Source organism: Thiofilum sp. (assembly GCF_016711335.1).
GTDB lineage: Bacteria > Pseudomonadota > Gammaproteobacteria > Thiotrichales > Thiotrichaceae > Thiofilum.
In genome coordinates this window covers 1769325-1790889 of record NZ_JADJTF010000001.1, presented here as the reverse complement: position 1 = coordinate 1790889, position 21565 = coordinate 1769325, and the positions used below count along the sequence as shown (strand labels likewise).

Here is a 21565-nt window from a genome sequence, read left to right as displayed (position 1 = left end):
TTCTCCTCAATCGGACACTCATATCCTCGCTAGGACTTAATGAGCTACCCATTCAACCTTACTTAAATCAATACCTTCTTGATGCATTTCCCACAAGGGTGACAACTCACGGAGTTTATCCACTGCTTTTTCAATACTGACTATCGCCTCATCAATATCGTGTGCGGTCGTAAAACGTCCTATCGAGATTCTCAATGAGCTATGTGATAACTCATCACTACGCCCTAAAGCACGTAGTACATAACTTGGCTCAAGACTAGCACTGGTACAAGCTGAACCTGATGAAACCGCTAGGTTTTTCAAGGACATCATGAGGCTCTCACCTTCAACATAGTTAAAACTAATATTGAGATTACCCGCTACCCGCTGCTCTAAATCACCATTTACATAAACTTCATCAATATGCTTTAAACCGTTATAAAGGCGATTACGCAGATTCAAAATACGCTCATTATCAAAAGCCATTTCTGCTTTGGCAATTCTAAACGCTTCCCCCATCCCAACAATTTGATGAGTAGGCAACGTTCCAGAGCGCATACCCCGCTCATGACCACCGCCGTGCATTTGTGCCTCGATTCGTACCCGTGGTTTGCGACGCACATAAAGCGCACCAATACCTTTGGGTCCATAAATTTTGTGTGCTGAAAAACTCATTAAATCCACAGCGAGCGTTTCCATATCGATAGGTACTTTACCCGCACTTTGGGCAGCATCGACATGAAATACGGTTTTATTAGCACGGCAGAGTTGCCCAATAGCAGCAATATCCTGAATCACGCCGATTTCATTATTGACGTGCATAATAGACACTACGGTCGTATCTGGGCGTAAAGCAGCTTTAAACGCGTCGAAATCTAGTAGGCCATTAGGCAAAGGGTCTAAATAGGTGACTTCAAATCCTTCGCGCTCTAATTGGCGGCAAGTATCTAATACGGCCTTATGTTCGGTCTTAAGCGTAATAATGTGTTTACCACGCCGAATATTGAAATGGGCCGCACCTTTGATAGCTAAGTTATTGGATTCCGTAGCACCACTGGTCCACACAATTTCTTTAGCATCCGCATTAATTAAGGCAGCTACATGAGTACGAGCTTCTTCTACCGCCTCTTCAGCTTGCCAACCAAATGCATGGCTGCGCGAAGCGGGATTACCAAAAATGCCTTGTGGTGTCAGATACTGCATCATTTTTTCGGCGACGCGGGGATCAACAGGTGTTGTAGCAGAGTAATCCAAATAAATGGGGGTGCTTCGTTGGCTCATATTCATACCTAACTGCAATAAATTAACGGGCAGAATCTGCCACTATTTCTAAGCGTTTTACTTGGCGTGCTGCGGTTTGACGCACATCGGCACGTTCAGTCATATCGGCTAGGGTAATGCCCGATAAAAACACTCGAATTTGATTGCTTAAATCAGTCCACAGATCGTGGGTCAGACAACGACGATTGTCTTGGCAATCACCCAAACCGCCGCAACGGGTCGCATCAACGTGCTCATCCACCGCAGCGATAATATCAGCTATAGCAATCTCTTTAGGGTCATTGCAAAGCTGATAACCACCACCCGGGCCACGCATACTGACGACTAGACCCGCCTTACGTAATTTGGCAAATAATTGTTCCAAGTAAGACAGTGAAATATCTTGGCGCTCGGAAATCTCAGCTAGTGATACGGGTTCACCTTTGTGATGCAAGGCTAAATCCAGCATAGCTGTCACGGCATAGCGCCCTTTTGTTGTAAGCTTCATGTTTGGCTCTCCATTCAAGCTGAGGGCATAGTACCAATACCCTACGAAAACAGTCAAGTATTATTAGTTTTCCAAGGTTATTGATTTGGACTCTGAACTCGATCCTTACAATCAATGCGCTCAGCATCTAATTTAGGTAAAGGAGCAACTTCTAAACTACCCCCTAAACGCTTTAATTCAGCACACAGTCCCTCAATACGTTGATCCATTAAATCAATATGATCCAACATACGGTTAATGCTATTAGCAATAGGGTCGGGCATATCTTGAGTTGCGCCATAAGCATCAAATCCCATTTTCTCGGCAATCGCTTCACGGCGTTTTTGATCTTCAGAGCGATTATTCACTTGCCGCCCCGGAATACCGACGATGGTTGCACCCTCTGGTACTTCTTTTACTACTACCGCATTAGAACCAATCCTTGCGCCATCATGTACCTTAAAAGGGCCTAAAACTTTCGCACCTGCACCTATAACCACATTATTACCTAAAGTGGGGTGGCGCTTACCGGGTTGCCAACTTGTCCCCCCTAGGGTTACGCCTTGATAAAGCGTGCAATCATCACCAATCTCAACAGTTTCACCGATCACTACCCCCATACCATGATCGATGAAAAAGCGCTGTCCAATCTTCGCCCCCGGATGAATTTCAATACCTGTTAACAAACGTCCCACATTCGATAACACGCGAGCAAACCATTTTAAGTTGTGTGTCCACAATGCATGACTCATCCGATGAAACATCAAGGCATGCAGCCCCGGATAAGTGGTTAATATCTCAAATACATTGCGTGCGGCAGGATCACGATCAAAGATGCAATACACATCTTCGCGTAGACGTTTAAACATGAATATTTCCTTACTCAATGCCGGAACTGCTTTCTACCTTAGTCAAACGCAACACCCAAATTCCTGACTAGATTTTAAGGTTAAAGACAGTCGTATTAAAATGATATTACCTTTGCGGGATAGCAGCACTGATATTAGTCAGTGCTGCTTAACTACTTGAGTTTAAGTATGTAGAGTAATGTAGTGTTTAATGGCATCCACACTAGCATCCATCACCTCAAAACGTTGAGGCAGAGTTTCTAGGTTTTCCATACCTTTAGGACGCGGCGGGTCTTGATCTAAAGCTTCACGAATCGATTCGGCAAACTTGGCAGGCAAAGCCGTTTCTAACACAATCATCGGCACATCAGCCTCACGCGCTTCTAATGCCACTTTGACCGCATCTGCGGTATGGGTATCAATCATTAGACCATAAGTTTGCCAAACAGAGCGTATGGTGTTTAAACGATTTTGATGTGTACTCACTCCAGATTGGAAGCCAAACTGTTCAGCTACTTGAGTAAATAACGCCGTTGCACTTAAATCAAAAGCGCCACCCTTATCGATTTCACCCCACAGTAGGCGAATTTGCTCGGCATCGCGCCCCATTAGGTCATAAATAAAACGCTCAAAATTCGAGGCTTTAGAAATGTCCATGGAAGGGCTGCTGGTGTGATAGGTATTGGCTGAACCACGCGGACGATAAACACCTGTACGGAAAAACTCATCGAGCACATCATTTTCATTAGTGGCGACCACTAAGTGCTTAATAGGCAAACCCATCATGCGTGCGATATGTCCCGCGCATACATTACCGAAATTCCCCGAAGGCACACAGAAACTAACCTGCTCAGTATTACTTTGCGTGGCTGCGAAATAGCCTTTGAAGTAATACACCACTTGAGCCGCTACCCGCGCCCAATTGATGGAGTTTACTGCACCAATTTGATGAGCTGCTTTAAATGCGTGGTCATTCGATACCGCCTTCACCATATCTTGGCAATCGTCAAATACTCCTCGCACTGCAATATTAAAAATATTTTCATCCTGCAAGGAAAACATTTGTGCCGTTTGAAAAGCGCTCATTTTCTGATGCGGGGAAAGCATAAATACTTTCACCCCTTGTTTGCCACGCATGGCGTATTCAGCAGATGACCCCGTATCACCTGAAGTCGCCCCCAGAATATTAATACCCTGCCCTGCTTTAGCCAGCACATACTCAAACAGATTACCCAAAAGCTGCATCGCCATATCTTTAAAGGCGAGTGTAGGACCATTGGATAAACCGAGAATATGTAGATTCGGTTCTAAAGTACGTAGGGGAGTAATATCTTCCGCATTTTCATCTGGACGCGTATTGCAATACACCTCAGCACGGTAGGTACGATGAATAATATCGCGTAAGTCCCGCGCTGGAATATCAGTCGCAAAACGTGATAAGACAGCAAAGGCAAGATCACGATAATTCATACCGCGCATCGCCGTTAAATCAGTATCGGTGAGTTGCGGATAACTTTCCGGCAAATACAAACCACCATCCGGCGCTAAGCCACCTAATAAAATCTGGCTAAAGGTTTGGGCAGGCGACTGACCACGAGTTGAAATATAATGCATGATCTTAACCTAAGGCTTCCATCCGAATACGCGTGACTTCACCACGAATGCTATCAAGCTTTTCAATCGCTTGAATGGCTTCATTCATATTACCCTCGCGCACTCGATGCGTGAGCATAATAATAGTCACTTGGCTCTCATTAGCTTTAGGTTCTTGCTGTAAGAATGCCTCGATACTAATCTCACGATCCCCTAAAATCTTAGTCACTTCCGCCAAAACGCCGGGGCGATCCTCCGCACGCATGCGTAAGTAGAATGAGGTTTCGACCTCATCAATAGACATAATCGGAGTATCGACTAATTGTCCGGCTTGGAAGGCTAAATGCGGTACACGATAAGTCGGATCAGTCGTCATAGTACGCACTACATCGATAATATCCGCCACTACCGCTGATGCCGTTGGCTCAGACCCAGCACCCGCACCATAGAATAAGGTAGGCCCTACCGCATCGCCTTTGACTAGCACAGCATTCATGACGCCATCGACATTCGCAATTAAACGCCGCTCTGGAATGAGGGTTGGATGTACACGTTGCTCAATACCTTTATCAGTACGACGTGCCACCCCTAAATGCTTAATGCGATAGCCCAGCTTTGCCGCATAAGCCACGTCTTCAGCGGTGATACGTGTAATCCCTTCAATATAAGTCTTATTAAATTGCAGCGGAATACCAAAGGCAATTGAGGATAAAATAGTGAGTTTGTGAGCCGCATCAATCCCGCCCACATCAAAGGTAGGATCGGCTTCAGCATAGCCACGTCGCTGCGCTTCAGCTAATACATCATCAAAGCTCCGCGCATGGTCGCGCATTTCGGTCAGAATAAAGTTACTGGTACCATTAATAATGCCAGATAACCATTCAATACGATTCGCCGCCAAACCTTCACGTAAAGCCTTAATAACCGGAATACCACCCGCTACTGCCGCCTCAAATGCAATCATCACGCCTTTTTCTTGGGCCGCCGCAAAGATTTCATTGCCGTGTAATGCAATCAATGCTTTATTAGCGGTCACAACGTGCTTACCATTGGCAATCGCACGCATGACCATATCACGAGCCACAGTATAGCCACCGATTAACTCAACAATAATGTCAATACTAGGATCTTGTACAACATCCATCACATTATTTGTTAAGCGCACATTGGTTAACCCTAATTCAGCCGCCCGACTGGTATCGAGAGCCGCCGCATAATCAATCACAATACCGCGTCCTGCACGGCGTGCGATTTCTTGTGCATTACGAGTTAAAACAGTAGCAGTACCGCCACCTACAGTGCCCAAACCGAGTAGACCAACCTTAACAGGCTCCATGAATACTTCCTCTCACTCTTTTATCAATTTATCTGCTATCAATTTATCAGCGCGAAACATTTGCTTAATACCGCGTATCGCTTGACGGGTACGATGCTCATTTTCAATCAGGGCGAAGCGTACATGATCATCGCCGTATTCACCAAATCCAATTCCGGGGGCTACTGCTACTTTGGCATCATTTAAGAGCTTCTTAGCAAACTCTAATGAACCCAAATGTTGATACTCCGCTGGAATTTTTGCCCAGACAAACATACCCGCTCTAGGCTTATCAACCATCCAGCCCGCCGCATTTAGGCCATCACATAACACATCGCGGCGATTTTGATACATAGCACGAATCTCAGCCACACAGTCTTGTGGACCATCGAGTGCCGCAATTGCAGCCACTTGAATCGGGGTGAAAGTGCCATAGTCTAGGTAAGATTTAATGCGTTCTAGGGCTTTCACTAAAGTAGGATTACCGCACACAAAACCCACCCTCCAGCCGGGCATATTATAGGTTTTGGATAAGGAATAGGTTTCAACAGCAATCTCCTTAGCACCTTCCACTTGTAAAATAGAGGGGGGCAGATAGCCTTCAAAGCCCAACTCACCATAAGCTATATCGTGCACAACCCACACTTGATGCTCTTTAGCAATCGCCACTACCCGCTCAAAAAAGTCTAAATCGACACATTGCCCCGTAGGATTGCCGGGGAAATTCAGAATCAGCATTTTAGGTTTAGGGTAGGAATTACGAATCGCAGACTCTAACTCAGCAAAAAAGTCTTTACCCTCAACTAAAGGCACATGGCGAATATCTGCATCCGCAATAATACTGCCATAGGGATGAATGGGATAAGCAGGATTAGGGACTAATACGGTATCACCCCGACTTAAAGTCGCGAGCATTAAATGTGCTAGCCCCTCTTTGGAACCAATAGTAGCAATCGCTTCCGTTTCGGGATCAAGATCCACATTAAAACGGCGCTTGTACCACGAACTAATTGCTTTACGTAACTTTGGAATACCACGAGACATAGAATAACGATGCGTGTCACCGTTTTGAGCGCTTTCGACGAGTTTCGCCACAATATGTGCAGGCGTAGGCTGATCAGGATTGCCCATACCAAAATCAATAATATCCTCACCCCGCGCTCGCGCATCGCGTTTTAGGGTATCGGTTATTTTAAATACATAAGTGGGTAAACGATTTATGCGTAAAAACTCATCTTGCACGTTAATCTTCCATCTGTGTGTCTGTTAACCCCAGAATGGGGGCCTGATAAAGGAATAGGTCACATTACAATCGACCTGCTAGACTGTCAATTACGAGTCACTACTCTGAGACTTAAAGCACTCAACGTAGCTATCTTCTAGGAGGTCAGGAGCAAATGAAGTTTAGTGAGGCATTATTAGACAGTACTTATCGTATCACAGGGTATGATGCACAAACGCTCAAGGTCAATGGACAAGTATTTGAGCAGTCTATTTTATTAACTGCTCAATCACTAGAACAGCCTTGGTCAACTAAAACGTTTCGTGATTGGGGTGTCTCGGATATAACACCCTTGCTACAACTCAAGGTAGAAATCCTACTGATAGGTAGCGGATACCGCTATCAACCGCTAGCACCAGAGCTATATCAGCTCCTTGTGGAACATAAACAGGGATTTGAAGTAATGGACACCGCAGCAGCCTGTCGAACATTTAACTTATTATTAATGGAAGCACGGTCAGTAGCTGCTGCTCTATTTATTAATTAGCAATACCCCTAGAGTCCTAATAAACTCTCACTCGATAAGCCTTTGTTTTCTAATATTCTACGTAGACGCTTAAGCGCTTCCATTTGTATTTGACGCACTCGCTCACGAGTAAGGCCCAATGCAGCGCCTACTTGTTCTAGAGTGGCACGTTCATAACCATGCAGACCAAAACGGCGTACAATGACCTCGCGTTGCTTTTGATCCAATTGCACTAACCAACTCTCTACCGACTGAGTAATATCATTTTCCTCCATCGATGCCGTTGGACAGTTGCTTTCTTCTGGCGCAATAAAATCTACCAATGGACTATCACCATCTTTACCCACTGGGGTATCAAGTGAAGTTACGCGCTCATTAAAATCGAGTAACTTGCGCAAACTATCCACTGAGCGTCCTAAAGCTTCTGCCATCTCCACCATGCTAGGCTCACGCCCTAATTGCTGGGTCATTTCACGCAATTTACGCATATAACCATTGAGCTCTTTATTCACATGAATCGGTAGCCGAATGGTGCGGGTTTGATTCATGAGGGCACGCTCAATATTTTGCCGAATCCACCACGTAGCATAGGTCGAAAAACGAAAGCCTCGTTCTGGATCAAATTTCTCTACGGCATGAATCAGCCCTAGATTACCTTCTTCAATCAAATCTGAAAGTACTAGGCCACGCCCCATATAGCGACGCGCAATCTTAACCACTAAGCGTAAATTAGACACAATCATTTTTTGGCGTCCCAGCTCATCACCTTGACGGGCTAGTCGACCATAAAACACCTCTTCCTCTGGGCTTAACAGCGGCGAGGTTTCAATTTCTCGTAAATATAGCTGGGTAGCATCAGGATCCGTGATAGAGCGTTGTAGTGCTGTTTCAACTGCCAACTCATCTTCATCCGTTAACAGTAGATCATCATCTGCTAATAAATCCGTTTCTAATGCAGCATCCTCTTCTAACAGTGGTTCTATCTCTTCAGGAAGATCCGCTGCTACTAGAGTCGGCTCATAACTAGGTTGAGTACCTTCTTCTTTGAACATCATGGCATGAGGCATCGTACAACTCCTTTGTTGTCCTAGGCGCATATGAATGAGACAGCTGGGACTGTTTCATTCGCTTACTCCCCCAATCAATACGTTTTAGTTTTAATGTGCTGTAAAGCTAACACAAATCTTTCCCTCATAAAATAGCTGAACGCCAACTTAACCGTGATATTTTTCACAAAAAATGAATAAATTATATGCTAGCCCTTACTTTACCCGTTTTATTGAATCTGAACTAAAAATGAATAGAAGCTACCATTCGTCAAAAAATCAAATTTTTCAGTCAGTTCTCATGTGAACTACCTCAATAAAAATTTAATGGATGAGTAGATTAGCTGTATTTAATAACACCTATGCACCAACTCAGCGCAATAAAATTTAATGCAAAATATTAAGGAACGACCGTTTTATAACAGCACTCCGACGATCCGCAGCATGGCTAGTATTGTTGTGTGGTAGCCCATTCCCATTAAGCTATCCTTGTGTCGTAACAAGTACCGTTTTTAGCACTAAGAAAGGATGTTTAATCGATGGAGGGTAGTAATTTCACTACTAAGTGTTATTTAACCTCAATAGTTACCGATTAAATTCAATCCATAGCTCTAATTCAGTATAAGCGTCAATTATTAAAACGCTGTTGCAAGCCTTGAATATAGTGCTGACGTTGTGAGGGGTTTAACTGAGGCCAATCCCGTTGAAGTTGGCGCTGTTCGGTCGCAGGCAAGCGTTTAAGCCATTGTCGCCACGCTTTAATCCGCTGCTGCTTATGTGGGGGTAAGGCCTTAAAACGCTTAAGCTGAGTTAACAAGTGCTCACGTTGTTCTGGTGTCAATTGTTGCCAACGTTGATAACGCTCTTGGAACTGGGTACGTTGTTCGGGGGATAAATGCGCCCAACGCTTTAAAAGTGTTTGCTGTGCTTCGGAAAGCTTTTCCCACTGATCTTTAAAGCTACTTAAAACCTGTTGCTCATGAGTGTTGAGTGCATCCCAAGCTTCATTCGCCCAACTAAGATTACTCAACAAACTGCTCCCCAATAAGGCTATGAGAATACTATATTTCATAGTGGAGCCATCCTTTAAATAAGCTATGCTAATCAGTGTGATAGAGCAGGATACTACTCTTTAAGAGCGGTAAAATACTCTATGACCGAATACTACTATAAATGTACTAGATGAGCTATAGGTTAAAAAAATAGCACTCTAATTGGTGTGTGAGGGGTAGATACTGAAAACTAACACTAACTATGTTCCGCAACTAACCACGTATAAAAATCCCATTCGGCTAGAATTTCTAGCTCCTCTTCGCTTGACATGAGTAATTCCAAAGTAGGTAAATCGACTTCGGGTAAAGGGCTAGTCACACTAACAACTGTATGAGAAGCGGGCGGCACTATGACCGGTGATAATGGTATAGCCTGCGTGATAACCCAAAATGCAAGGCCTGCAACCACTGCACCTGAAAACCACCACGCACGCCATGCCTGAGCACGCTGAGCGCAACTGACTAATACCTGCTGACGAATTTGATTCAGACGCGACTGAGTGGTCATATCCAAAGCTTCGGCCGCTCGATCTAGCTCTAATTTTAGGTTATGAGCATACAGCTCACTGGATCGGGTCGTTTTATGTGCAGAAGATGTCATGAATAATCCTCAAGCTTGGCTCGCAAATGGTGGATAGCACGCGAATAATGCGTTTTTACACTTCCTTCAGAACACTGCATAATGTTAGCAGTTTGGGCAATATCATAGCCCTCCCATGCCCGTAACACTAAAGCTTGCTGCTGGCGTAGGGGCAACTGACCAATCACATGCAACAAACGCTCATTTAACTCCTCTACTGCTACTTGACGCTCTGGCTCTAGAAATACCTCTTGTGCTACTTGATCCTCAGGCTCCACAGTATGCGCATCTTCATGATCGCTATGAAAAAACACCCGCCAACGATTCCGAACTTGCTGGCGTCGATGCCAATCATTAATCTTACTTTGTAAAATAGTATGAAACAGTGGTCCCCATTCGGCTTCACTACTATTTAAATAACGTTGCGCTAGCTTCAGCATAGCTTCTTGCACAATATCTAAAGCCTCTTCACTATCTTTAGTAGCTAAGCGAGCAACAATGAAAGCTCTTTTTTCTACACCCTGCAAAAATTGATTTATTTTTGCCATTTTTAATGCCGTATCAGCACACTCTCCTTGTGCTACACCGCATAGCAAACCGACCTGTGACTCAGCAGATTTCATAGCTTCTTGATCCCTTAAGTACCATTACGACCGGGAATCACACCGTATAACGTTTTAAATCCCACTACTGTTGACAATACGCTGCACCCTTTAGCAATTCTGTGAAATAATGCCTACCTAATTATCACGAACACCGTGCCGGAGAATAAGCATGCGTTGGAGAAGCGGACGCCAAAGTTCTAATATTGAAGATAGACGCCAACTAGGAACCGGCGCTAAGGTCGGTGGCATTGGAGTCATTATTATGGCTCTGATTGGTCTACTCATGGGTGCTGATCCTATGCAAATGCTCGGCATGGTCGGTAAAGAATTTCTAGGTGGCGGTACTCAAACTGTAAGCTCTAGGCGCGTTGCAGGCAATGATGAGGAAGCTAAATTTGTCTCCACTATTCTCGCTGATACTGAAGATGTGTGGACGCCGATGTTTAGGCAAATGGGCGGACGCTATACACCTCCAAAACTCGTGTTATTCACTGATCAAATTAACTCAGCCTGTGGTTACTCTACCGCAGCAACGGGGCCTTTTTACTGTCCGGGCGATAACAAAGTTTATATTGACCTAGGCTTTTTTAATGAACTCAAAGCATTAGGTGCTGAAGGTGATTTCGCCCGTGCTTATGTTTTGGGGCATGAAATAGGTCATCATGTACAAAACGAGTTGGGTATATCCCAACAAGTCAGCAGCCTGCAACAGCGTATGGACGAAGCAAACGCCAATCGTCTATCGGTGCTCCTTGAACTACAAGCCGACTGCTATGCAGGCGTATGGGCACATCATGCACAACGTCAACGCAATCTTCTAGAACCGGGCGACCTTGAGGAGGGCTTACAAGCGGCCGCCTCCATTGGCGATGATCGCTTACAACGTATGTCAGGTCGACGTATTAATCCTGATGCTTTTACTCACGGTACGTCCGCACAACGCGTGCAATGGTTTAAAACGGGCTTTCAATCAGGCAATCTCAAAACCTGTGACACCTTTCAAGCTTTAAAATAACTAGCTGAACGAGGGAGCACTCTAAGCTAGCTACTCCTAAGATAATCAACTACGTGGCAAATAGTTCTTCAATAAAGTAACTGCTTTTTCTAAACGCTCAATACCCGTCGTATAAGCAAAACGGATTTTGGTATTCGCTTCAAACTCACCGAAATCAATGCCGGGGGTAAGCGCAACACCCGTTTGCTCTAATAATTGCAGGCAAAGCTCTTGTGCATCCTGCGTAAAGTGTGAAGCATCTGCGTAAATATAAAAAGCACCCGCAGGTTGGCTATTAATGACAAAACCTAATTCGCGCAAAGCAGGTAGCAAATAATCACGCCGTGCTTTCAATATCTGCTTATTAGCCTCCATAATCGCTCTGGCGTCCGGTGTAAACGCGGCTAAGGCAGCATATTGTGCTGGTGTCGAAGGGCACAAAAACACATTTTGAGCTAAGCGCTCCAATGCTTCCACCGCCCACTCAGGTGCGACAATCCACCCTAAACGCCAGCCCGTCATACCAAAGTATTTAGAAAAACTATTGATAACCCAAACATCCTCACCCAAGGCTAAAGCGCTATGTTCCTCACCCTCATACACCAGTCCCTGATAAATTTCATCCACTAATAAAACCCCATTACGCGCTTTGACCACATTATGAAGTGCCTTCAACTCAGTAGGATTCAACGTAGTACCCGTAGGATTAGAGGGGGTGGCCAGCATCACCATTTTGGTTTTATCCGTCCAATACTGCTCAATATCGGCTACCGTTAATTGATAGTTCGTGGCTGCATAGGCGGGTATACTAATAGGATTAGCTTCAAATAAACGCACAAAATGACGATTGCATGGATAGGCAGGGTCTGGAATTAAGACTTCATCTTGTGGATTTAATAAAACACTGAGTACTAATTGCAAAGCACCCGAAGCCCCTGGTGTGACAATAATACGCTTAGGATCTACTTTTATTCCAAACCGCTCTTGATAATACTGAGCTATGCTTGCACGTAAGGCTGGAATACCACAGGCAGGGGTATAACGAGTTTGCCCGTTTTGTAAGGCTTGCAAGCCTGCCTCGATAATAGGCTGTGGAGTGGGAAAATCAGGCTCACCTACTTCCAAATGAAAAATATCCCGCCCTTGCTCCTGTAATTGCCGCGCTCGCGCTAAAATGGCCATGACATGAAAAGGTTGGATAGCCGCCATACGTGCTGCAATATTCGCCTGATTCAACATACGCTCACTATTTAATGATTAAAATTAAGAGAAAAAGGTATTGTGCTGTGAAATATTTAGCTCAAGGGCTGCTTAGCCTCATTATGCTGGTTAGTTCCTCTACCCTACTAGCTTTCCCTAAAGCTCATCCCGTTCCGGGCGGAATTGCTTTAATTCCTTTAGGCAGTGTACAACAGCCTAAACCTCAAGCCTATTTTCAAAACAACTGGGTGACTGTATTACTCTATCAACAGCAATGGACAGCGATTGTTGGTTTACCTCTTGAACTAGAGCCTTCTATGCAAGTACTTCAAGTGCAAGCAGCTAACCAATGGATCAACTATCCTATTCCAGTTCAAGCTAAAAACTATCGCACCCAACGCTTAAGGATTAAAGATAAAAACAAAGTCACCCCTGACGATGAATCCTCAGCACGTATAGTGCGCGAACTAGAGCTGACTAAGCGTCTAAAGACTACTCTTTCTCATTTTGTACCGGATCTCAATTTTATGCGCCCCGTTAAAGGACGAGATACCGGACGCTTTGGTATGCGCCGCATTATGAATGGTATTCCACGCCAGCCCCATAGTGGTATGGATATAGCAGCCCCTATTGGCACTCCGATTAAGACTCCCCATCGTGGTCGCGTCCTTTATACCGGATCTCTATTTTACACCGGAAATACCGTGATTCTCGATCATGGACAGGGTGTACTGAGCTTATATGCCCATTTAAATCAAATTAATACTCAACTCGGTGACTGGTTAGAACAAGGCGAGATATTGGGTACTGTAGGTAAAACAGGGCGTGCTACAGGACCACACTTACATTGGTCTATTTACCTGAATCAAACCAGTGTCGACCCCAGTTTATTTTTAAATCGTTAAAATATCAGCACCGAATAGCGCTGAGTTGTGACAAATTACCTATGATTCGTCTACAATTCAGCCGCAAAAGCCTGTTAAGATCCAAGTGGAACAACAATATGCAAACCCCAAACTTAAAGCGTAAGGGCATTATTTTAGCTGGTGGCAGTGGAACGCGTTTATATCCACTCACTCAAGCGGTGAGTAAGCAGTTAATGCCTGTTTACGATAAGCCTATGATTTACTACCCGCTTACTATACTAATGCTATCAGGTATTCGAGACATATTGATTATTACCACACCTGAAGATTCTAACCAGTTTGAACGCCTCTTAGGTAATGGCAATCAATGGGGTATTAATATCCATTACGCTATCCAACCCAAACCAGAAGGCCTAGCTCAAGCCTTTATTATTGGGGAGGCATTTGTTGGTAATGATCCAGTAACGCTGATCTTAGGCGACAATATTTATTACGGTGAAGGTTTATCCAAACGCCTTCAAACTTGTGCGACTCAAACCCAAGGAGCAACCGTGTTTGCCTATTACGTTCAAGATCCTGAACGTTATGGAGTAGTTGAGTTTGATGCACAAGGTAAAGCTATTTCAATTGAGGAAAAACCTGCAAAGCCGCGCTCTCGTTATGCCGTTACAGGTTTATATTTTTACGATAATAATGTAGTCGAAATCGCTAAAACTATTAAACCGTCTCCGCGTGGTGAGCTAGAAATTACCGATGTAAACAATCTCTATCTACAACAAAATAATTTATTTGTAGAAATGCTCAAGCGCGGTACTGCATGGCTGGATACCGGGACTCATGCCTCCTTATTAGATGCCAGTAACTATATTCGCGTCATTGAAGACCGTCAGGGTCTAAAAATAGCCTGCCCAGAAGAAGTGGCGTGGCGTATGAAATATATTAATGATGAACAATTATTACGCTTAGCTGACCCTTTAAAGAAAAGTGGTTATGGTCATTATTTAGTAAGGCTATTGGCATGAATATTATTCCAACACCACTTCAAGATGCCGTCATTATTGAGCCAAGAGTCTTTGGTGATGCGCGTGGTTTCTTTATGGAAACATGGAATCAGCAAGCTTTTGCTAATGCGGGTCTAACTCTTAATTTTGTGCAAGATAATCATAGCCGCTCCGCTCAAGGTATTCTGCGCGGCCTCCATTATCAAACCGAACACACTCAGGGTAAATTAGTACGTGTTACTGCTGGCAAAGTATTTGATGTAGCAGTGGATTTACGTCAATCCTCGCCTAGTTTTGGTGAATGGTTTGGCGTGGAATTATCCGAGGAAAATCACCGTATGTTTTGGGTTCCGCCCGGATTTGCACACGGCTTTTATGTAATGAGTGAAAGTGCTGACTTCATTTATAAGTGCACTGATTTTTATGCCCCCCATGCCGAGCACTCAATCCGTTGGGATGACCCTACTTTAAATATCCAATGGCCTATTCCATCAGGTGAAAGCCCCAAGCTATCAGCTAAAGATGCCAATGGGGTTTGGTTTAAGGATGCGGGGCTATTTGCATGAAAATCTTAATTACGGGCGCTAATGGGCAATTAGGTTATGAATTACAACACAGTTGCCCTGCTGAATATGAATTGATTTTGACAGATGTCGATAGCTTAGATATTACCAATCCGCACAGCATTAACACCGTACTGGATCGCTATCAGCCGCAAATTATTATTAATGGCGCTGCCTATACCGCTGTGGATAAAGCTGAAAGCGAGCCTGAACTAGCCGATAACATTAATCATCTAGCCGTTAAATACTTGGCTCAAGCTGCTCAAGAGCGCTCGATTAAACTGATTCAAATTTCTACTGACTTCATTTTTGATGGTAGTCAATCACTCCCCTACTCAGTGGAGGCTAAAGCTAATCCATTAAGTGTGTACGGTGCTACCAAATGGCAAGGCGAGGAAATTCTTAGACAAACACTTGCCGACCATCTGATTATTCGCACCTCTTGGTTGTATTCAGTCCATGGTCATAACTTTGTTAAAACCATGCTTAAGCTAATGGCGACCAAAGACAATTTGAATGTGATCTATGATCAAATTGGCACGCCAACATGGGCAAATACCTTGGCTCATACGATATGGCACTGTATTGCTAAAAGTGCTACAGGTACTTTGCACTGTTCGGATCAAGGGGTAGCCAGTTGGTATGATTTTGCGGTAGCAATTCAGGATGAAGCATTGAATTTAGGTTTATTAGACAAGGCTATTCCCATTCGCCCTATTCGCACTGAAAGCTATCCGACCCCTGCGAAACGTCCGCCTTTTAGTTTAATGGATAAGGCTTTAACGGAAAGTACTTTAGGGATTGCGCTACCCCACTGGCGTACTAGCTTAAAAAATATGTTAATCCAATACCGCACAACACTTGGAATGAATGCTTGATGATGACGACTCAAACCTATCAACCTACCAATTTATTAGTGACTGGCGGTGCTGGTTTTATTGGTACTAACTTTGTTTACTACTGGCTGGATAAATATCCCGAACAAACCGTTACAGTGCTGGATGCTTTAACTTATGCAGGGCGTAAAGAAAATATTGAAGCCTTACAAGATCATCCTCGTTTCCGTTTTGTGCATGGCGATATTCTTGATCAAGCCCTAGTTGAGCAACTACTGAAAGCACATGATATTGATACGATTGTGCATTTTGCCGCTGAATCGCATGTGGATCGCTCGATTTATGGCCCTGATGCGTTTTTAAAGACTAATATTGATGGCACACATAGTCTGCTGAAAGCAGCTAAAAAAGTGTGGTTAGATGAACAAAAGCGTGCTGAACACCGTTTTCATCATGTATCGACTGATGAAGTATACGGCACACTTGCTCCCACTGATCCCGCCTTTACTGAAACGACTCAATACGCCCCTAACTCACCTTATGCGGCTAGTAAAGCAGCCTCTGACCATGTGGTGCGGGCGTATCAACATACTTATGGCTTGAATACCACGACCAGTAATTGCTCGAATAATTACGGCCCGTATCAATATCCTGAAAAGCTGATTCCACTGGCTATTTCACGCCTATTAAAAGGTGAAGCAGTCCCCATTTACGGTGATGGTCAGCAAATTCGCGATTGGTTGTATGTGGAAGATCATAATCGTGGTATTGATCTGATTGTGCATCAAGGTCGTGTCGGTGAGACCTATAATATTGGCGGTAATAATGAGCAGGCCAATCTGTCCTTAGTGCATACTTTATGTGCTTTGATGGATGAGCGTTTTCCTGATTCGCCTAATGTGCCACACAATCAATTAATTACTTATGTGACTGATCGCCCCGGACATGATCGGCGCTATGCGATTAATAATAATAAAATTTGTACTGAATTAGGCTATAGTCCAGTCGAAACCTTCCAAACCGGTTTACGTAAAACACTAAACTGGTATTTGGAACAACAAGGTTTTTGGACGGGTAATGTCGCCTTATTCGGAACTCATAAGGAGCAATAATAATGCAATGCCGGATTTGCGGTAGTGAAGGCGTGCACCGTACCTACACGGTCAAAGAAATGATGATGGGACAATTGGAAGAGCATGAGTACTTTCAATGTAATCAATGTCAGTGTTTACAAATCACGACTATCCCTAGCAATTTGGGCGATCACTATCCTAGCAACTACTACTCCTATGTAGCGCCGAATAGTCAGGGAGGAGCCAAACAATCGCTGATCCGGTTCCGCGATCAATATGCCGCAACAGGTAAAAACGTAGTTGGTAAAGCCTTACAACTCCTTAGCCCCAATGCCAAACTCACTACTTTGCGCCCGCTTAAGTTAACTAAAGACTCACGTATTTTAGATGTGGGTTGTGGTGCAGGTTTGTTACTGCACTCACTACGTGAAGTGGGCTTTAAAAATCTGTTAGGGCTTGATCCATTTAATCAGGATCTAATCCAGTACCCTAACGGCTTGCGCATTGAAAAGCGTGATATTTTCAGCGAAACAGGGCAATGGGACGTGATTATGTTCCATCACTCGTTTGAGCATATGCCTGAGCAACAAGCCACACTAAAAAAAGTATTTGAGCTATTAGCACCCAATGGTACGGCTCTATTACGTGTGCCTACCGTTACCTCTTATGCGTGGCAACACTACGGCGTCAATTGGGTACAGCTCGATGCACCACGCCATTTATTCCTGCATTCTGTTGAAAGCATTAAAGTACTCGCAAAACAATGTGGCTTTAAGCTAGATAACATTGTTTACGATTCTAACGCTTTCCAATTCTGGGGCAGTGAACAATATGAAAAGGGTATTATGCTGCGTGATAACAACTCATGGGCAGAACATCCCGAACAATCCATCTTCAGTGCGGCTCAAATCAAAGAATTTGAAAAACGTGCCCAAGAATTAAATTCTCTTAATCAAGGCGACCAAGCTGCCTTTTATTTACGTAAGCCATCATGACCGCGCCTAAAAAACCAAAATTATTAGCGATTTCCTCTCCGGGGGGGCACTGGATTCAGCTCACGCGTATTTGTGCTGGCTTAGAGCAAAAGTACGAGGTGGTTTATGCTATGCCAGATGCTTTGTTTAAGCCTTCTAAACAACAAAAAATTTACACCATTATTGATGTAAGCGCTGATGATAAGTGGAAGCTGCTTCCTTGTGCTTTTCAGCTCCTTAAAATCATTCTCAAAGAACGTCCTCAAGCCATTATTTCAACGGGCGCTGCTCCGGGTGCGGTAGCGATTATGCTCGGTAAAGCGCTGAGAATCCGGACTATTTGGGTAGATAGTATTGCTAATGTTAAAAAGCTTTCCCGTGCCGGTACTATGGTATTGGGCAAAGCAGATGTGTTCTTAACTCAATGGGAACATTTGAGCAATGGTAAAACTATTCTGTTTAAAGGAGCGGTTTTATGATTTTTGTTGCCGTAGGAACACAATTTGCCTTTGATCGCTTGATTCGTTACGTAGATGAATGGTGTGGTGCTAATTTTCATCAAGGCATTGCTCAAATTGCCGAGGGCGAGTACTTACCTAAATACATTAAGTACGAAAAATTCATGACTACCGATATATTTAATCAACATCTTAATCAGGCTGATTTGATTATCTCACATGCGGGCATGGGTAATATTATTACTGCGGTGGAAGCCCATAAACCGATTATTGTGATGAATCGCCAATATGAATTAGGTGAGCATCGCAATAATCATCAAGCCGATGGTTTGGAGTGGATGGGACAGTTACCGGGGGTATATACCGCCAGTACTCAAGAACAATTATTGGCCCTATTGAATCGCATGCCTGAATTAAAACCTGCTCAAGGTAAAGCAGGGGCGCGACGCCAAGCGCTAACTGATTTTATTGATCAAGCGATTCGGGCATGAAATTAAATCTTAGCCGTGATTCGCTATTAGTTCAAAGTTTGTTATCGACTATTGCCCGTTTTGTAGGCGTTGGACTAAATTTCGCGGTCGCTATTTTGATTGCTCGACTACTACCCAAGCACGAAGCAGGCATGGTGTTTATGCTCATGACACTGGTCACAGGTGTATCACTATTTAGTCGTTTAGGTTTAGAGCAATGGATAGTGCGTGATATTGCGCGTTTACCGGAGCAAAGTGCTCATACGCCTGCTCACTATCTGCACTCGGCTTATCGTCTAACACTCATTAGCTCTATTTTATTTTTACTCGCTTGGATAGTACTCACCCCCTTTTTTAATCAATGGCTATTTGATGGACAAATGAATGTACTGTACTTAATGATTGCAGGTACTGGAATTCTGACTTTCAATTTAGTGATGACCAATTCAGCCTTTTTGAAAGCCATACGTCATACTTCTAGCTCTTTATTAGTGCAAAATACCCTACCCGCTGTCGCTTTGTTGGTTTTGATTGTCATACTGTGGAGCACCTTTGCTCAGCAACAATCTTATGTTCTGATTTACACTGCTTCTTTATTATTAGCGGGGTTAGTCTCTTTTTTCTGGCTCAAACCTTGGCTAAAAACGCTGGTACGGCGTTCTAGTCATACTGTACCTATGGAGCAATTACTGAAGCAATCTTTGCCCCTAGCGCCTGTCTCCATGTCTGCTTTTATGATGTTGTGGGCAGATACTTTTATGACCGGACTACTGCTTACCAATGATCAAGTAGCATTGTTTTCCACCGCAGCACGTTTGTCATTTATTAGCTTATTTTTCTTAGGGGCGCTGGATGCAACCATTTACCCGCGCTTACTTAAAATTCAACGTAACCATCCTCAACAGTTGAAAGCTTTTTTTTGGAAAAGTACTTTCTTAGTGATGGGGCTGTTAAGTACCGTCACACTAGCTTTATGGCTAGCACGCGACTATATGTTATTAGCCTTTGGAGCCGAGTATGTCGCAGCAGGAACCGTATTAGCTCTACTATTATTAGGTCAGATGATTCGTGCGTTTAGTTTGACATTTTCCTTTATGTTTATTATGCAAGAGCAAGTACGATTCTTAAACATGCTCTTGGTCACGGCGTTAATTGTGAATATTATCTGCCACACGGTCTTAATCCCCTTATACGGAATTAATGGGGCAGCGATGGCGACACTGATTGCAAACTTGGTACTGACTGGGGGCGTAGTCATCCTGTTCTTTTATAAACAACTACTCAAAAGCTATGCCTAAATCATGTTAAGAGTACTCGCCATTTTATTTCTAGTCTCGCTGTTTATTCCCGCCGAATTTTATACTATGGTGGGAACCATACGCCTTGAGGCTTATCGGATTATTTTAGGGATTGCTTTACTCTATGCCTTATTTAATTTTAAGGTGATTATCCCGCGTGCTGATATTGTAGATGTATTGCTAATTGCCTTAGTCGCCTTAGCTTTTGCAAGTTTCTGGTATAATCACGGCTTACAAAAAGCCTTGGAATCAACCGGATTATATGCTTTAGAAACCTTAGGTGCTTTCTATTTAGCACGGATGTATGTGATAACACCCGCACGCTTTTTCCAAGTCAATCAAATTTTAATTATAGGCATTACCTTATTAATCGGCTTTACTATTTATGAGGCTTTTAGTCATCATCGTATTCTGCACCAATGGGCTGAGCAAATTACGGGTAAAAGTGCACTAGACTTTAGACTTTATACCGAAGATTATTTACGTGGTCCTATTATGCGGGCAGCTAGTGTATTCATTCATCCATTATTGTTTGGTACATTAGCCGCTTTACTTTTCCCTTTTGCGTTTTTACTAGCTATTAGGACTATTAGACCCGCTTATATTATTAATTTAATATCGCTAATTGTGTCCATGATACTCACTATGTCCTCAGCCCCGCTCTTGTCGGTTATTTTTCATGGTGCTACAGCCATTTTAGTTAAGTTTTGGCATGGTGCTCGGCAGTTTTGGGTAGCCTTATTCTTAGGATTTATAGCCTTTTCTATGCTAATTAATGCCTTTTCTAATCGGGGCTTTTTTGGCATATTAATTTCTTATTTAACCTTTAATCCTAATACTGGTTATTTCCGTATGTTGCAATGGCAATATACACTAGATGATGATATTCCTGACAACCTTATTCTCGGTATTGCGCATCATGATTGGACTCGTCCTTATTGGATGGAGTGGATGGGTAATAGTATTGACAGTTTCTGGTTATTATTAGCGTTACAGCATGGTATTTTTGCTGCATTAGTGTTACTGATTGCTGGTTTCTATGCAGTATTTAATATCTTAAATCAAGTCCATCTGCATGATGACTCTACACGCTGGATGGTAACTGCTTGGGTACTTTCATTTATGTCTTTGATTTTAATAGGTTTTACCGTAGATTACTTTGGTACTTTACAACCTATTATGTTCTTTATGCTAGGCGCTATTAGCTGGGCGCGTTTCTATCGATCATGGAATAGCGACCATCCAACGGAAAATCTGGCAACTCCAGAGATTCGTGCTAATAATAATCTTAAAACCTCTAATAACTTACAGGATTAAGC

General features: G+C 43.5%; 23 protein-coding genes. 12 read left to right on the top strand and 11 right to left on the bottom strand.

Annotation, left to right across the window (positions count from 1 at the left end):
• Window positions 1-36 precede the first annotated feature (36 nt).
• From IPL34_RS08540 to alaC, 6 genes are all read right to left on the bottom strand, one after another.
• Window positions 37-1260, bottom strand: a complete 1224-nt coding sequence (locus IPL34_RS08540) for an IscS subfamily cysteine desulfurase (RefSeq protein ID WP_296840632.1) — start codon at window positions 1258-1260, stop codon at window positions 37-39.
• A gap of 22 nt (window positions 1261-1282) precedes the next feature.
• Window positions 1283-1747, bottom strand: a complete 465-nt coding sequence (locus tag IPL34_RS08535) for an Rrf2 family transcriptional regulator (RefSeq protein ID WP_296840631.1) — start codon at window positions 1745-1747, stop codon at window positions 1283-1285.
• Window positions 1748-1824: 77 nt separating this feature from the next.
• Entirely contained in the window at window positions 1825-2595 is a 771-nt protein-coding gene (cysE, locus tag IPL34_RS08530; protein WP_296840628.1) for a serine O-acetyltransferase, read from the bottom strand.
• 162 nt (window positions 2596-2757) lie between these two features.
• The gene (gene thrC / locus IPL34_RS08525; protein WP_296840625.1) at window positions 2758-4188 is read right to left on the bottom strand and encodes a threonine synthase; all 1431 of its coding nucleotides are present in this window, start codon (window positions 4186-4188) and stop codon (window positions 2758-2760) included.
• 4 nt (window positions 4189-4192) lie between these two features.
• The gene (locus IPL34_RS08520) at window positions 4193-5503 is read right to left on the bottom strand and encodes a homoserine dehydrogenase (RefSeq protein WP_296840622.1); all 1311 of its coding nucleotides are present in this window, start codon (window positions 5501-5503) and stop codon (window positions 4193-4195) included.
• A gap of 12 nt (window positions 5504-5515) precedes the next feature.
• On the bottom strand, window positions 5516-6724 hold the full coding sequence (gene alaC / locus IPL34_RS08515) for an alanine transaminase (RefSeq protein WP_296840618.1): 1209 nt from the start codon (window positions 6722-6724) through the stop codon (window positions 5516-5518).
• Window positions 6725-6879: 155 nt separating this feature from the next.
• Between alaC and IPL34_RS08510 the strand changes: the two genes are divergently transcribed.
• Window positions 6880-7251 (top strand): MTH938/NDUFAF3 family protein, encoded by a 372-nt coding sequence (locus IPL34_RS08510; RefSeq protein ID WP_296840615.1) that lies wholly within the window; start codon window positions 6880-6882, stop codon window positions 7249-7251.
• Window positions 7252-7259: 8 nt separating this feature from the next.
• Here IPL34_RS08510 and rpoS read toward each other — a convergent pair whose 3' ends face one another.
• From rpoS to IPL34_RS08490, 4 genes are all read right to left on the bottom strand, one after another.
• The gene (gene rpoS, locus IPL34_RS08505; RefSeq protein ID WP_296840611.1) at window positions 7260-8297 is read right to left on the bottom strand and encodes an RNA polymerase sigma factor RpoS; all 1038 of its coding nucleotides are present in this window, start codon (window positions 8295-8297) and stop codon (window positions 7260-7262) included.
• 607 nt (window positions 8298-8904) lie between these two features.
• Window positions 8905-9348, bottom strand: coding sequence for a DUF3106 domain-containing protein (locus IPL34_RS08500; protein ID WP_296840607.1), 444 nt, complete (start codon window positions 9346-9348; stop codon window positions 8905-8907).
• A gap of 176 nt (window positions 9349-9524) precedes the next feature.
• Window positions 9525-9929 carry a hypothetical protein gene (locus IPL34_RS08495; RefSeq protein WP_296840604.1) on the bottom strand — a complete coding sequence of 135 codons (405 nt, stop codon included), beginning with the start codon at window positions 9927-9929 and terminating at the stop codon, window positions 9525-9527.
• A complete protein-coding gene (locus tag IPL34_RS08490; protein ID WP_296840601.1) occupies window positions 9926-10531 on the bottom strand; it encodes an RNA polymerase sigma factor in 606 nt (201 codons plus the stop codon). The genes IPL34_RS08495 and IPL34_RS08490 overlap by 4 nt, the downstream gene beginning before the upstream one ends.
• A gap of 151 nt (window positions 10532-10682) precedes the next feature.
• Between IPL34_RS08490 and IPL34_RS08485 the strand changes: the two genes are divergently transcribed.
• Complete coding sequence (locus IPL34_RS08485; RefSeq protein ID WP_296840597.1) at window positions 10683-11528, top strand: neutral zinc metallopeptidase; 846 nt, start codon at window positions 10683-10685, stop codon at window positions 11526-11528.
• 45 nt (window positions 11529-11573) lie between these two features.
• On the opposite strand, the gene IPL34_RS08480 is transcribed toward IPL34_RS08485, so the two are convergent.
• Window positions 11574-12746 (bottom strand): pyridoxal phosphate-dependent aminotransferase, encoded by a 1173-nt coding sequence (locus IPL34_RS08480; protein ID WP_296840594.1) that lies wholly within the window; start codon window positions 12744-12746, stop codon window positions 11574-11576.
• 47 nt (window positions 12747-12793) lie between these two features.
• Here IPL34_RS08480 and IPL34_RS08475 point away from each other — a divergent pair, with 47 nt between their 5' ends.
• The 10 genes from IPL34_RS08475 to IPL34_RS08430 all read left to right on the top strand — a co-directional run bounded on the left by IPL34_RS08475 (window position 12794) and on the right by IPL34_RS08430 (window position 21563).
• Entirely contained in the window at window positions 12794-13612 is an 819-nt protein-coding gene (locus IPL34_RS08475; RefSeq protein ID WP_296840591.1) for a peptidoglycan DD-metalloendopeptidase family protein, read from the top strand.
• Window positions 13613-13710: 98 nt separating this feature from the next.
• The gene (rfbA, locus tag IPL34_RS08470; RefSeq protein WP_296840588.1) at window positions 13711-14595 is read left to right on the top strand and encodes a glucose-1-phosphate thymidylyltransferase RfbA; all 885 of its coding nucleotides are present in this window, start codon (window positions 13711-13713) and stop codon (window positions 14593-14595) included.
• Complete coding sequence (gene rfbC / locus IPL34_RS08465; RefSeq protein WP_296840583.1) at window positions 14592-15140, top strand: dTDP-4-dehydrorhamnose 3,5-epimerase; 549 nt, start codon at window positions 14592-14594, stop codon at window positions 15138-15140. The genes rfbA and rfbC overlap by 4 nt, the downstream gene beginning before the upstream one ends.
• Window positions 15137-16015, top strand: coding sequence for a dTDP-4-dehydrorhamnose reductase (rfbD, locus tag IPL34_RS08460; protein ID WP_296840580.1), 879 nt, complete (start codon window positions 15137-15139; stop codon window positions 16013-16015). The genes rfbC and rfbD overlap by 4 nt, the downstream gene beginning before the upstream one ends.
• A gap of 2 nt (window positions 16016-16017) precedes the next feature.
• The gene (gene rfbB, locus IPL34_RS08455; RefSeq protein WP_296843053.1) at window positions 16018-17085 is read left to right on the top strand and encodes a dTDP-glucose 4,6-dehydratase; all 1068 of its coding nucleotides are present in this window, start codon (window positions 16018-16020) and stop codon (window positions 17083-17085) included.
• Window positions 17086-17087: 2 nt separating this feature from the next.
• Window positions 17088-18041 carry a class I SAM-dependent methyltransferase gene (locus IPL34_RS08450; protein WP_296840576.1) on the top strand — a complete coding sequence of 318 codons (954 nt, stop codon included), beginning with the start codon at window positions 17088-17090 and terminating at the stop codon, window positions 18039-18041.
• Window positions 18038-18499, top strand: a complete 462-nt coding sequence (locus IPL34_RS08445) for an oligosaccharide biosynthesis protein Alg14 (RefSeq protein WP_296840574.1) — start codon at window positions 18038-18040, stop codon at window positions 18497-18499. Before IPL34_RS08450 ends, IPL34_RS08445 begins: the two co-directional genes overlap by 4 nt.
• The gene (locus tag IPL34_RS08440; protein WP_296840572.1) at window positions 18496-18969 is read left to right on the top strand and encodes a glycosyltransferase; all 474 of its coding nucleotides are present in this window, start codon (window positions 18496-18498) and stop codon (window positions 18967-18969) included. The genes IPL34_RS08445 and IPL34_RS08440 overlap by 4 nt, the downstream gene beginning before the upstream one ends.
• Entirely contained in the window at window positions 18966-20246 is a 1281-nt protein-coding gene (locus IPL34_RS08435) for an oligosaccharide flippase family protein (RefSeq protein ID WP_296840570.1), read from the top strand. Before IPL34_RS08440 ends, IPL34_RS08435 begins: the two co-directional genes overlap by 4 nt.
• Window positions 20247-20249: 3 nt before the next feature.
• On the top strand, window positions 20250-21563 hold the full coding sequence (locus tag IPL34_RS08430) for a hypothetical protein (RefSeq protein WP_296840568.1): 1314 nt from the start codon (window positions 20250-20252) through the stop codon (window positions 21561-21563).
• Window positions 21564-21565: the final 2 nt, after the last annotated feature.